The sequence below is a fragment of the Kitasatospora dryopteridis genome (assembly GCF_050749075.1).
Lineage (GTDB): Bacteria > Actinomycetota > Actinomycetes > Streptomycetales > Streptomycetaceae > Kitasatospora.
Genome location: NZ_CP192749.1, coordinates 1,802,782 through 1,815,399, shown reverse-complemented (window position 1 = coordinate 1,815,399; position 12,618 = coordinate 1,802,782). Strand labels below are relative to the sequence as shown.

13 protein-coding genes are annotated in these 12,618 nt (G+C 75.8%); 7 read left to right on the top strand and 6 right to left on the bottom strand.

The window, feature by feature from the left end; translation table 11 throughout:
• Window positions 1-6 precede the first annotated feature (6 nt).
• Entirely contained in the window at window positions 7-1,071 is a 1,065-nt protein-coding gene (locus tag ACQ614_RS08265; protein WP_431677731.1) for a type III polyketide synthase, read from the bottom strand.
• Between the two features lie 160 nt (window positions 1,072-1,231).
• On the opposite strand from ACQ614_RS08265, the gene ACQ614_RS08260 reads away from it, so the two are divergent.
• The 4 genes from ACQ614_RS08260 to ACQ614_RS08245 all read left to right on the top strand — a co-directional run bounded on the left by ACQ614_RS08260 (window position 1,232) and on the right by ACQ614_RS08245 (window position 4,324).
• Complete coding sequence (locus tag ACQ614_RS08260; RefSeq protein ID WP_431677730.1) at window positions 1,232-2,206, top strand: UbiA family prenyltransferase; 975 nt, start codon at window positions 1,232-1,234, stop codon at window positions 2,204-2,206.
• Window positions 2,207-2,293: 87 nt separating this feature from the next.
• Window positions 2,294-2,650, top strand: a complete 357-nt coding sequence (locus ACQ614_RS08255) for a GNAT family N-acetyltransferase (protein ID WP_431677729.1) — start codon at window positions 2,294-2,296, stop codon at window positions 2,648-2,650.
• A gap of 79 nt (window positions 2,651-2,729) precedes the next feature.
• Window positions 2,730-3,713 carry an aldo/keto reductase gene (locus tag ACQ614_RS08250; protein ID WP_431677728.1) on the top strand — a complete coding sequence of 328 codons (984 nt, stop codon included), beginning with the start codon at window positions 2,730-2,732 and terminating at the stop codon, window positions 3,711-3,713.
• Window positions 3,714-3,817: 104 nt separating this feature from the next.
• Window positions 3,818-4,324: a pyridoxamine 5'-phosphate oxidase family protein gene (locus ACQ614_RS08245; protein ID WP_431677727.1), complete on the top strand. Its 507-nt coding sequence runs from the start codon at window positions 3,818-3,820 to the stop codon at window positions 4,322-4,324.
• 27 nt (window positions 4,325-4,351) lie between these two features.
• Here ACQ614_RS08245 and ACQ614_RS08240 read toward each other — a convergent pair whose 3' ends face one another.
• From ACQ614_RS08240 to ACQ614_RS08230, 3 genes are all read right to left on the bottom strand, one after another.
• The gene (locus tag ACQ614_RS08240) at window positions 4,352-5,920 is read right to left on the bottom strand and encodes an APC family permease (RefSeq protein WP_431677726.1); all 1,569 of its coding nucleotides are present in this window, start codon (window positions 5,918-5,920) and stop codon (window positions 4,352-4,354) included.
• Between the two features lie 238 nt (window positions 5,921-6,158).
• Window positions 6,159-6,596: a VOC family protein gene (locus tag ACQ614_RS08235; RefSeq protein WP_431677725.1), complete on the bottom strand. Its 438-nt coding sequence runs from the start codon at window positions 6,594-6,596 to the stop codon at window positions 6,159-6,161.
• A 32-nt stretch (window positions 6,597-6,628) separates the two neighbouring features.
• A complete protein-coding gene (locus ACQ614_RS08230) occupies window positions 6,629-7,480 on the bottom strand; it encodes a helix-turn-helix transcriptional regulator (protein ID WP_431677724.1) in 852 nt (283 codons plus the stop codon).
• Between the two features lie 132 nt (window positions 7,481-7,612).
• On the opposite strand from ACQ614_RS08230, the gene sigJ reads away from it, so the two are divergent.
• Both sigJ and ACQ614_RS08220 read left to right on the top strand, forming a co-directional pair.
• Complete coding sequence (gene sigJ / locus ACQ614_RS08225; RefSeq protein ID WP_431677723.1) at window positions 7,613-8,518, top strand: RNA polymerase sigma factor SigJ; 906 nt, start codon at window positions 7,613-7,615, stop codon at window positions 8,516-8,518.
• A 17-nt stretch (window positions 8,519-8,535) separates the two neighbouring features.
• Entirely contained in the window at window positions 8,536-9,219 is a 684-nt protein-coding gene (locus tag ACQ614_RS08220; protein WP_431677722.1) for an NAD(P)-dependent oxidoreductase, read from the top strand.
• Window positions 9,220-9,265: 46 nt separating this feature from the next.
• On the opposite strand, the gene ACQ614_RS08215 is transcribed toward ACQ614_RS08220, so the two are convergent.
• Together ACQ614_RS08215 and ACQ614_RS08210 are read right to left on the bottom strand one after the other, a co-directional pair.
• Complete coding sequence (locus ACQ614_RS08215; RefSeq protein WP_431677721.1) at window positions 9,266-10,084, bottom strand: lysophospholipid acyltransferase family protein; 819 nt, start codon at window positions 10,082-10,084, stop codon at window positions 9,266-9,268.
• Window positions 10,085-10,125: 41 nt separating this feature from the next.
• Complete coding sequence (locus ACQ614_RS08210; RefSeq protein ID WP_431677720.1) at window positions 10,126-10,950, bottom strand: GNAT family N-acetyltransferase; 825 nt, start codon at window positions 10,948-10,950, stop codon at window positions 10,126-10,128.
• Between the two features lie 429 nt (window positions 10,951-11,379).
• Between ACQ614_RS08210 and ACQ614_RS08205 the strand changes: the two genes are divergently transcribed.
• Window positions 11,380-12,612: a GAF domain-containing protein gene (locus ACQ614_RS08205; protein WP_431677719.1), complete on the top strand. Its 1,233-nt coding sequence runs from the start codon at window positions 11,380-11,382 to the stop codon at window positions 12,610-12,612.
• Window positions 12,613-12,618: the final 6 nt, after the last annotated feature.

Here is a 12,618-nt window from a genome sequence, read left to right as displayed (position 1 = left end):
CCTCGATCACCAGCGGAGCAGGACGAGTTCGGAGCAGAATCCCGGCCCGAGCGCCAGCACCAGGCCGGTCGAGCCGGGCGGCGGCGGTCCCTCCGCCACGACGTCGCGCAGGATGTGCAGCACCGACGCGGACGACAGGTTGCCCGAGCGCGCCAGCGAGCGGCGGCTCGGTGCGAGCGCCGACTCCGGCAGGCCGAGCCCGTCCTGGAGCGCGTCGAGCACCTTGGGGCCGCCCGGGTGGCAGATCCAGGCGGTGACGTCCGCGGGCTTCAGGTCGTGCTCGGCGAGGAACGCCGCGACCTCCTCCGTGACGTGCAGCCCGGCCAGTTCCGGCAGTTCGCCGCCGAGCACGATCCGGAAGCCGCGGTCGCCGATGTCCCAGCCCAGCAGGTGCCCGGTGCCCGGGTACAGCCGGCTGCGGGTCGCCACCACCTCCGGCCCGCGCGAGGTGCCGTACCGCGGATGCCCGGGGCCGACCGCGAGCAGCGCGCCCGCGCCGTCCCCGAACAGTGCGGAGGCCACCAGGTTGGCGGTGGAGGCGTCCGAGCGCTGCAGGGTGAGCGAGCACAGTTCGGTGGAGAGCAGCAGCGCCGCCTGCCCGGGCCGGCCGGCCAGGTGGTCGTGGAGCCGGGCGAGGCCCGCCGCGCCCGCCGCACAGCCCAGCCCGAAGACCGGCAGCCGGCGGACGTCCGGACGCAGCCCCAGCGGTCCGGCCAGCCGCGCCTCCAGCGAGGGCGCCGCGATGCCGGTGACCGAGGTCGATACCACCAGGTCGATCTCCTCCGCGGCCAGCCCCGACTCGGCGAGCGCGGCCCGTACGGCCCGCTCGCCGAGGTCCAGGGCGGCGGCGATGAAGGCGTCGTTCGCCTGCCCGAAGCCGTCGATGTCCGCGTACCGCTCGAGCGGCAGCGCCAGGTGGCGGGTCGTCACCCCGGCGCCGGCGTGCAGGCGCCGCAGCGCCGCCCGGTCCGTCCCCGGCGGCAGGCAGAGCGCCGCCAGCGCCTCGGCGATCTCCTCCTGCCGGTACCGGTGCGCCGGCAGTACCCCGCTCACCGCCACGATTCGGGTCATCGGCTCAGGATAGGGACAGAGCTGACCAATACGGCGAAACAGGTGCTCCCGGGCGTGGCACGGCCCGGCGCCGGTGCGGTCCTCCGTCCGCCCCCGTCCGGCGGGACTTCCCCGTGCGCCGTTCCGGGGCTCCCGCCGTGACGGGCCGTAGCCTGACGGCATGTCCAGTGGGGCGGTCGGTGCCGCGGCCGGGCGGTGGTTCCGCCGACCGGTCCGGCTGCTCGCCGCCTGCCACCCGGCACCGGCCGCGGCCGTCACCCTGTTCGGCGCCGCCCTGGCCGCCGCCGCGGGCCGGCCGGTCGGAGCCGTCCTGCTGACCGGGGCCGCGGTGGCCGCGGGCCAGCTCTCCATCGGCTGGTCCAACGACCGGATCGACCTCGCCAGGGACACCGCCGCAGGCCGGGCCGACAAGCCGCTCGCCCGCGGTGCCCTCGCCCCGAGGACGGTCGGCACGGCCGCCGCCGTGGCCCTCGCCGCGGCCGTCCCGCTCTCGCTCGCCTGCGGGCCCCGGGCCGGTGCGGCCCACCTCGCCGGTGTCGCCGCAGGCTGGGCGTACAACCTGCGGCTGAAGGGCACCCTGTTCTCCTGGCTGCCCTATGCGCTGGCGTTCGGACTGCTGCCCGCCTTCGCCACTGCGCCGCCCGGGGCCCCGCTTCCGCCGTGGTGGGTGACGGCCGCGGCCGCACTGCTGGGCTGCGGCGCGCACTTCGCCAATGTGCTGCCGGACATCGCCGCCGACCGTGCCGCGGGCGTCCTCGGCCTGCCCCAGCGGCTCGGCCCGCGGGCGTCGGCGGCCTGCGCCTCGGCCTGCATGGCGGCGGCCACGGCGGTGCTGGTGCTCGGCCCGGGGCGGCCTCTCGGCCCGCTCGACGCCCTCGTGCTCGCCCTGGCCGCGGGGGCGGCCCTGCTGGCCCCGGCCGTGCCCGGCCGGGGCCCGTTCCTGGTGGCGATCGCCGTGGCCGCCCTCGACGTCGCCCTGCTGCTCGGCCGCGGCCTCCCGCCGCCGGCTGACCGTGCAAGGCCCTGTCCGAGGCCCGACAGCAATTCCCTTGCGCCGTGGCGGCGCGGTCGGCAGAGTCCGGACCGTGCTGGAACTGCGCGTTCTGCACTCCGACGACTGGCGCCTGTGGCGTGAGCTGCGGCTGACGGCGCCGACCGGGGCGACTGCGGCGTTCGGATCCGTCCCGGCGGACCGGCAGGGCCCCGGCGACCGGGAGGACCGGTGGCGTGCCCGGCTGGAGATCCCCGGCGGGCACAACCTCGCCGCCGTGCTCGACGGCCGGCCGGCACGGTCGGGGGCATCCCCGCGGCGGAGCCGGGCGGCGTCGAACTGGTCTCGATGTGGGTCGACCCGGCGGCCCGCGGCCGCGGGGTGGCCGACGCCCTGATCCGGGCCGTCGAGCAGTGGGCGATCGCGGGTGGCGCCCGCACGCTGCGGCTGTCCGTGATGCGGGGCAACGCCGCGGCGGCCGCCCTCTACGAGCGCCACGGCTTCACCGGCACCGGCGAGCCGGGAGACCTGCTCCCCGGCGGCGTCCGTCGGGAACGCGTTCCGGCCAGGCGCCTGCCCACCGCCTGATCACCGGCGCGGTTCGTGCGGCGGGGACACGAACGGGCCCTGCACGCGCCGCCGGAGCCGGGGATGAGAGGCTCGTCCCATGGAACAGCGCGTACTCGGCCGGACCGGCCGCCCGGTCTCCGTCGTCGGACTCGGCACCTGGCAGCTCGGCGCGGACTGGGGTGACGTCCGCGAACAGGACGCCCTCGCCGTGCTGGACGCCTCCGTCGAGGCCGGCGTCACCCTCTTCGACACGGCGGACGTCTACGGCGACGGCCGCAGCGAGCAGTTGATCGGCCGCCACCTCAAGGAGCGCCCCGACTCGGGGGTGTTCGTGGCCACCAAGTTCGGCCGCCGCGCCGAGCAGCGGCCGGAGCACTACAACCTCGCCAACTTCCGTTCCTGGGCCGACCGTTCCCGCACCAACCTGGGCGTGGAGCGGCTCGACCTGGTGCAACTGCACTGCCCGCCGACCCCGGTGTACTCCACCGACGAGGTGTTCGACGCCCTGGACACCCTGGTCGCCGAGGAGCGGATCGCGGCGTACGGCGTCAGCGTCGAGACCTGCGACGAGGCGCTGACCGCGATCGCCCGTCCGAACGTCGCCAGCGTGCAGATCATCCTCAACGCCTTCCGGCTGAAGCCGCTGGAGCGGGTGCTGCCGGCCGCCGCCGAGGCCGGGGTCGGCATCCTCGCCCGGGTGCCGCTCGCCTCCGGCCTGCTCTCCGGCCGCTACACCCGCGACACCGTCTTCGCCGCCGACGACCACCGCACCTACAACCGGCACGGCGAGTCCTTCGACCAGGGCGAGACCTTCTCCGGCGTGGACTTCGCGACCGGCGTCGAGGCGGCCGCCGAGTTCTCGGCACTCGCCCCGGAGGGCGCCACCCCGGCCCAGACGGCACTGCGCTGGATCATCCAGCAGCCGGCCGTGACCACCGTCATCCCCGGCGCCCGCAACCCCGAGCAGGCCCGCGCCAATGCGGCCGCCGCCGCCCTGCCCCCGCTCTCCGAGGCCGCCCTGGACGCCGTCCGCGACCTCTACGACCGCCGCATCCGCGCCCAGGTCCACGCCCGCTGGTAACGGCCGCGTGCCGGGGCACGGACGAGAATCACGGGTTGCCCGCCTGCCTGCGGCGAATCGCCCTAGGCTGGGACCACCTGCCGCCGTCGGAGGGAGTCAGCACCATGACCGAGCCGACCGCAGGGCGTCCCTACATGCCCGGTTACGGCATCCGGCCGGCCGACGAGGGTTCCGGCCTGCTCGACTGGGAGTGGGCGGTGAAGCGGCTGGCCGGCTCGCACGACTACTGGGTGTCCTCGGTGCGCCCGGACGGCCGCCCGCACACCATGCCGGTCTGGGGCGTCTGGCTGGACGACGCGTTCTGGTTCTCCAGCAGCGTCTCCTCCCGCAAGATGCGCAATCTCGCGGAGCGGCCCGACTGCGTGGTGGCCACCGAGGACCCGCGCGACCCCGTGGTGCTGGAGGGGCGGGCCGAGCCGACCGCCGACCCGGCGGAGATCGCCGCCTTTCTGGCCGCGCTCAATGCCAAGTACGCGGTGGCGTACGGCGTCGACTTCCTCGACCCGGCCGTCAACGCCACCGTGCGGGTGCGCCCGGCGCAGGCGATCGGCCTGCTGCACACCGACTTCCGCGGCTCCCCGACCCGCTGGCGCTTCCCCGACACGGATTGATGCCCCGGCAGCGGCCGGCCCGCTGCCTCACGGCGCGGTGGCTCTGTCCGCCGCCTCCTTCGGCACGTCCGGCCGGCGGAACCACGAGCCCTGCACGGCCCACTGCACGAGCATCAGCACGACACCGAGCAGCAGTGCGCCGATGCCGATGACGGTCACACCGCCGGTGTCGCCGAAGATCGGCAGGTCGATCGAGGTGGAGCCGTAGTCCGGGTCGGCGTACACGTCGAAGGCGCCGTAGCAGAAGAAGTACAGCAGCATCAGACCGCCCGCCAGCGGGGCGACGCCCTTCAGGAAGAAGTCCTTGACGCTGCGGGTCAGCACCCGCCGGTAGTACCAGACGCAGGCGAAGCCGGTCAGGCCGTAGTAGAACGCGATGCCCAGGCCCACCGAGGCGATCGAGTCGGCGAGCACGTTGCCGCTGATCGCGGTGAGCAGCACGTAGAAGGCGATCGAGGCGATGCCCATGCCGATCGTCGACCAGGTCGGCGTGAGGTGCCGGGCGTGCACCCGGGCGAAGTGCGAGGGCAGCGCCTTGTGCGTGGCCATCGAGAAGCTCGTCCGGGCGGTCGGCAGGATCGTCGTCTGGGTGGACGCGGCCGACGAGGTCAGCACCATGAAGATCATCAGCTTGCTGAGGAACCCGCCGAAGCCGGTGGTGCCGAACACCGCGTCGCCGAGCCCCGACAGCACGTCCCCGGAGTTCTCCTCGTTGCCGAGCCCGATGCCCTCCGTGCCGATGCCCGCGAAGGCCATGGCCGAGGTCGACACCAGGGCGTAGATGGCCAGCAGCAGCACCGTCGAGATGACCGCCGCCCGGCCGGGGGTGCGGGCCGAGTCGGCCGTCTCCTCGTTCACCGACACCGCGGTGTCCCAGCCCCAGTAGATGAAGACCGCCGAGAGGATGCCCGCGGTGAACGCGGTCGACGACGACACCTCGAAGGGGTTGAACCAGGAGGCGTCGACCTCGATCGCCGTCGACGGCGGGTTCTCCCCGTACACCTTGACCAGGGCCGTCACCGACAGCAGCACCAGCATCACGACCTCGATGGCCAGCAGCCAGCGCTGCAGGGCCGCGGACAGCTCGATGCCGACGTAGCAGATCCACGTCATGACGGCGATCCAGGCGACACCGGCGACGGTCGTCCAGGTCGTCGACTCGGCCAGCGAGTCCAGCCCGAACAGCTGGAAGCCGTAGATGCCCGCGATCTGCGCCAGGTTCGCCATCACGATGATGTCGGCGACGATGATGCCCCAGCCGCCCATCCAGCCCGTCCGCGGGCCGAACGCCCGGGCCGCCCAGGTGAACGTCGTCCCGCAGTCCGGGTCGGAGGCGTTCAACTCCTTGTAGGACACGGCGATCAGCAGCATCGGGATGAACGCCAGGACGGTGACGATCGGCGCCTGCAGCCCCACCCCGACGACGAGGATGCCCAGCGTCGCCGCAAGGCTGTACGCGGGGGCCGTGGAGGCCAGGCCGATGGCGACGGACGACACCAGGCCGAGCGCGCCGGTCTTCAGACCCTTCTCGCCGGCACCCGAGCCGGTCGACCGGGGTGCGGTGGAAGGAGTCTGACTGCCGGGAGGCACCGACACCGGGCCACCCCCTCTCTCCAGCCCGGAGGCTGTGACGGGGCCGCAAGGGCTCGTACTCGCACCATCGTACGCCCGCAACCGCCACCGCACTCGGCGTCATAACCCCCTGTGACCTGCGAAGACGTCAATTCACCCGGTGGGCCCAGCCCGCTGGAGCCGCCCCCGGGGCCTGCCGCGGCGACGGCTGCCGCACAGAAGGCCGTCCGGTCGCCCCACAAGGGGCGCGCGTGCCCTTTCCTCAGCCACGTCCGCGCGGCTCGCCGCGGTACGTGCCGAAGTACCAGCGGTTGCCCTCCGGGTCGCGGGCGGCGAAGTCCCGAGAGCCGTAGTCCGTCTCGTGCAGGCCAGTCACGATCTCCGCCCCCGCCGCGACCGCCCGGGCGTGCACCGCGTCCGGGTCCGCCGTCACCACGTACGCGCCGAAGCTGCCCGGCGGGGTCGGCCCGCCGCCGTCCCCGTCGTCCGGGTCCTCGCGGACGGAGCCCAGCATCACCCCGCCGCCCTCCGGCCAGCTCACCTGCGCGTGGTGCACCACGTCCCCCTCGCCGTACACCGCGGTCTCCTCAAAACCGAACGCCTCCACCAGGAAGGCGATCAGCTTCCGCGCGTCGTGCGCCCGCAGCGTCGGCCACACCTGCGGTGCGGGCCCGCCCGCCGGGACCTCTGCCGTACCCATCCGAATCCACCTCCGTGTGCCGGCCCGTGCCGTCACACCCCAGACTGCACCGCCTCCGGCACCCCGGCTTGGACGAATCGGAACTCCTCCGCCAGCCACACGCTCGGCGCCACCCCCGCCAGCGCACGGAACTCCCGCGCCAGATGAGCCTGGTCGAAGTAGCCGCAGGCCGCCGCGAGTTCGGCCAGCCGGCCGCCCCCGGACGCCGCCATCCGGCGGGCCCGGTCGAAGCGCACCACCCGCGCCGCGGCCTTCGGCGACAGCCCGGTCTCCACCCGGAACCGCGCCGCCAGATGCCGCTCGCTCCACCCCACCTCCGCCGCCAGCGCCGCCACCGGCACCCGGCCACCACTGCGCCGCAGCACCGACCACGCCCGGCGGACCTCCGGTGCGACCTCCCCGAACGGCCCCGCGGCCCGGGGGAGCAGCGCGTCCAGCACCGCGAACCGCTCCGGCCAGCCGGCCGCGGCCAGCATCCGCTCCCGGATCTCCCCGGCGAGCGGCCCCAGCAGGTCCTCCGCGGGCAGGTCCAGCCCCGCCAGCTCGCCGGCCGGCAGCCCCAGCAGCGGGCGCGCCGCCAGCGGGTCCAGCGCCACCTGGATGCCCGACTGCCGCCCGGAGTGGGTGATCAGCGCCGGCACGGTGTGCAGCCCGCCCAGCAGCGCCGTGTAGTCCTGCGGCCCGCGGCCCGGCTCCGGGTGCTCGGCCACCGTCAGCGGATCGTCCAGGGTGAAGATCAGCGTCAGGTACGGCGAGGGCAGCCCCCGGTGCCGTCCCGGCGGCAGACCCGCCTGGCGGTACCCGGCGTACCAGGGCGCGCACCGCGCCATCGCCCCGGCCGGCCGTGCACGCGGACTCTCGTCGACCACCGTCCCGTCCACCACCCCGCCAGTATCGGCCCGCCGGGCGCCGTACGCGGTACCCGGGTGAGACCCGGGTCACATCCGGCGGGGTGGATGTCACACCCGGGCCCCCTGTGCTGCTCTCGATCGGTGACCGCACACGGGAGGCACACCATGACCGGCAGCGCAGCCGACGGCGACGGGGCGACCCGGGCCTTCGTCGACCACCGCGACCTGCTCTTCTCCATCGCCTACAGCATGCTCGGCACCGTCGCCGACACCGAGGACGTGCTGCAGGAGACCTGGCTCGCCTGGGCCGGCCGCGGCACCGCGCGGATCGACAACACCCGCGCCTACCTGGTGCGGATCGCCGTCAACAAGGCGCTCGCCCGCCGGGCCGCGGTCACCCGCCGCCGGGAGACCTACTTCGGCCCCTGGCTGCCCGAACCGCTCGTCGCCCCCGCCGGCGCCGAACCGCCCGCCGGCACCGCGGAGGAGGCCGAGCAGGCCGAGTCCGTCTCGATGGCCCTGATGGTCGTCCTGGAGACGCTCTCCCCGCTGGAGCGGGCCGTCTTCGTGCTGCACGAGGTCTTCGGCTACCAGCACACCGAGATCGCCGACCTGCTCGGCCGCACCCCCGCCGCCGTCCGCCAGACCGCCCACCGCGCCCGCGAGCACGTGCACGCCAGGCGCCCCCGCTACCGCACCGACGCAGCGCTGCGCCGCCGGGTCACCGAGCGGTTCGCCGCGGCCGTCGGAGGCGGCGACCTGCACGCACTGCTCGACCTGCTCGCCCCCGACGTCACCCTGTGGGCCGACGGCGGCGGCCGGGCCCCGGCGGCCGGGCGCCGGCCCGTGCACGGCCGCGAACAGGTCGCCCGGACGCTGATGGCCGGCGCGGCCCGGAACGCCGCCGCCCTGCACGTCCGCTGGGCCCGGGCCAACGGCGACCCGTCGGCCGTCCTCTTCGCCGGCGAGGAGCCGTTCGCCGTCCTGGTGGTCGAGCCGACCGCAGACGGCGACCACGTCCGCGACATCTACTTCGTGACCAACCCCGAGAAGCTCACCCGCATCCACTGACCCACCGGGAGACCACCGTGAGACTCACCGTCGTCGCCGCCACCGGCGGCATCGGCCGCCACCTCCTCGACCAGGCGCTGGCCGCCGGCCACCAGACAACCGTGCTCGTCCGCAACCCCGACCGGCTCACCCCCGAGCAACGGGCGTCCGACCGGATTCGGGTCGTCACCACCGACCTCGCCGACCCCGACCCGGCCGCCGTGGAACGCGCCGTCGACGGCGCCGACGCCGTGCTCTCCGGCCTCGGCGCCCGCTCCAACGCCGAGGCGGGCGTCGCCGAGCGCGGCACCCGCGCCCTCGTCCGCGCGATGCGCAGCACCGGCACCCGGCGGATCGTCGTGGTCAGCGCCGCGCCCGTCGGCACGGTGCCCTCGCCCGGCCGCCCCGCCCCGCCCCGGTACGACCCCGGCGACGGCTTCCTGATGCGCCACCTCTTCGGGCCGGCCGTCAAGGCCGCGCTGCGGCCGCACTACGCCGACCTGGCCCGGATGGAGGACGAACTGCGCGACAGCGGCCTCGACTGGACGGTCGTCCGCCCGCCCCGGCTCACCGACGGGCCGGCCACCGGCACCTCCCGGACGGCCCGCGGGCAGAACGTGCGCGGCGGCTGGACCGTCCCACGCGCCGAGGTCGCCCAGCGGATGCTGCGGCTCCTCGACGACCCGCAGACCGTCCGCGAGGTGCTCGCGGTCGCACGCTGAGCCGTCCGCCACCCCGCCCGGGCCGCTGCCGGCCGGGCGGGCGGGTTCAGGCGGCGGCCGGCAGGCGGTCGGCCGTGTGCCGGGTGCTTTCGGCGGGCGCCGCCGGGGCGCGCGGGAGCGGGGTGCCGAACACCGCAGCCCGAGCCGCTGCGGCCAGTTCCCGGCGGCCCGCCGTACCCGCCGGGATCGGCGCGCGGAACTCCACCTCCGCCACCAGCCCGCGGGCGGCGAGCACCCGGCGGAGCGAGGCGAGCAGTCCGTCCTCGCCGACGAACGCCGCGACGGTCGCCGTCCGCCCGTCCGCGAGCCGGTAGCGCACCGCCATCGGCTGGACGGTCGCCCCGGCACGCACGGCCGCCTCGAACAGGGCCGGCCGGAACCGCCCGCCGCTGCGCCCGCACCAGGTGCTGCCCTCAGGGAAGACCGCCACCGGCTCGCCGCGGCGCAGCGCCGCGGCGACCAGGTCCACGGTGGCCGGCAGCGTGCGCAGCCGGTCCCGGTCCAGGAACAGGGTGCCGGCCCAGGCTGCCAGCGGGCCGATCAGCGGCCAGCGCCGCACCTCCGTCTTCGCCAGCATCCGGCCCGGCCGGACGGCCAGCACCAGCAGGATGTCCAGCCACGACACATGGTTGGACACCAGCAGCACACCGCCGTCCGTCCATGGTGGCGGGCCCGCCCGCAGCTCCACGCCGAGCGAGCCGACCAGCAGCCGGGCCCAGCGCCGCACCAGGCGCTCGCGCAGCGCCGGCCCGCAGCAGCCGCGGACCAGTGGTGCCAGCGCCACCCCGGCGAGCAGCAGCCCCGCGCAGGACACGCCGCGCAGCAGCTGCCGGCCGGGGCCGACCGCCGGGTCCGCGCCGGCCACGCAGTCCTCCGGCGTGCAGGGCGCGGTCGGCAGCCAGGTGTTCACAAGGCGGGCCCGGCGGACAGGAAGTGCCGCAGGTAGCGGGGGTCGGTCCGCTCCAGCGACAGCAGCACGTACAGGTCGGCGACGCCGAAGTCCGGGTCGTGCGCGGGCTCCCCGCACACCCAGGCGCCCAGCCGCAGGTAGCCGCGCAGCAGCGGCGGGATCACCGCCCTGGCCGGGCGCTCGATCCCCGCGTGCTCCCACGGGCGCAGCGGGGCGACCCGGTACTCCTCGGGCGCGAGGTGCTTGGCGAGCACCGCGTCCCGCACACCGGCCGCGGCGCTGCCGCCGTCGGCCAGCGGGACGGAACAGCAGCCCGCCACCCAGGAGTTGCCGGTGGTGGTCAGGTAGCGGGCGATGCCGCCCCACATCAGGTTGACCACGGCGCCGCTGCCCCGGTGGTCCGCGTCGATGCAGGAACGCCCGACCTCCACCATCCCGTCGCGCAGCCCGGACAGCCGCGACAGGTCGAACTCGGTGTCGGAGTACAGCCGGCCGGCCCGCCGGGCCGCCTGCGGGCGCAGCAGCCGGTACGTGCCGACCACCTCGCCGGTCGCGTTCTCGCGCACCAGCAGGTGGTCGCAGAAGTCGTCGAACGGGTCGGCGTCCAGGCCCGGCAGCGGGCTGTCCAGGACGGCGCCCATCTCCTCGGCGAACACCCGGTGGCGCAACCGCTGCGCGGCCCGGACGTCGCCCTCGTCCTGGGCCAGGGCGACGCTGTAGCCGGCGGGCGCGGCCGGCTTCGCGGACGGGGCGGCAGCGGCGGCCCGCTGGGGAACGGTCTGCTGGGGAACGGACGTTGTGAGGACGGGGGCGGTGGTCATCGCGGACTCTCCCTGGTCGTGGACGGGGCTGGACGCACTGCGCTCCGGACGGCTCCCGGCACCCCGTCAGGCTCATGACGGGCCGGTCACCCGTATGTCTCCCGTGGCCGGTCGGCATCGAGGTGGCCGCCCGACGGAGCGCAGATGTGGACCCGCTGAACGCCTGGCGCGGCCCGCACCCCGCCCGCCGCCGCAGCCCCGCCCGCGCGGCCCAGCCCCACTCGTCCCGGCCGGTGCCGCGGCGAACTGCCGCGCCCGGCGCCGCCCGTACACGTACCGCGGCCCCGCGCCGGCCCGCGGCGCCACGGGCACCACCTCCTGGCCAGGCCCGCCCGGTTCGGCCACACTGGGCGAACCGGGACGAACAGCCCTGTCGACGGGACCGCCGGAAGGCCCGTCGTCGACGACGAGGTCGAAGGGGTCGAGGCAGTGCATGGTGATCTTCGCCGGCGCAGGGCGGCGCTGGAGGACGAGTGGTCCCGCTGGGTACCGCGGCAGGCCGCCGACCCGCACCCCCCGCTCGACCTGCACACCCCGGCCGGCTCCGCCGCCGTCCGGCCCGAGGTCGCCGACTCCTGGCTGCGCTCCCTGACCACCGTCGACCCCGGCCGCACCAGCGCACCCATCAGCGACCCCGGTTCGCGCTGGGCCGGCTCGCCGCTCCGCGCCCCGGTCGAGGCCCTCGCCGGCGAACTCCGCTCCATCGCCGACGACGCCGGGTTCGTCGTCGCCGTCACCGACGCGTCCGGCACCATCCTGTGGACCTGCGGCGGCCGCGTCATGCAGCGCAAGGCCGAACGCGTCAACTTCGCCCCCGGCTCCCACTGGGACGAGCCCGCCATGGGCACCAACGCCCTCTCCCTCGCCCTGCGCACCGGCCGCGCCGCCACCGTGTTCTCCGCCGAACACCTGGTCTCCGCCCTGCACGGCTGGGTCTGCTACTGCGCACCCGTCCGCAGCTCCGACGGCCGCATCCTCGGCACCCTCGACCTCTCCACCACCTGGGACCGCTCGCACCCGCTCGCGCTCACCACCGTCCGCACCCTCGCCGCTGCGATCGGCGCCGCACTCCCCGCCGACACCGCGGCCCCGGCATCCGAGGGCATCCGGCTCACCTGCCTGGGCCGCGAGGAAGCCACCCGTGACGGCACCGCCCTGCGCCTGCCGCCCCGGCAGTTGGAGATCCTCACCCTGCTCGCCCTGGAGCCAGGCGGCTTCTCCGCCGACCGGCTGCGCACCGCCCTGTACGGAGACCGGCCGGTCACCGCCACCACCCTCAAGGCCGAGATCTCCCACCTGCGCCGCGCCCTCGGCGGCGCCATCACCGCCCGCCGCTACCGGCTCGCCGCCCCCGTCGACTGCGACGCGGCGACCGTGCTGCGCGCGCTGGAACGCGGCGACACCGCCACCGCCCTGCAGCACTACACCGGGCCGCTGCTGCCGCACTCCGAGGCCCCCGGCATCGTCGAGCACCGCGAGTACCTGGCGGTCGCCGTCCGTTCCGCCGTACTGGCCGGGGCCGCCCCCGAACCCGCCCTGCGCTACGGCGAACTCGCCCCGTACGACGCCGAGGTGCACGAACACGCGCTGCGCTCCCTCGCCCCCGGCGACGGGCGGCGGGCGATCGCGCTCAGCCGGCTGCAGGCCGCCCTGCGGGACTGAGCCCCG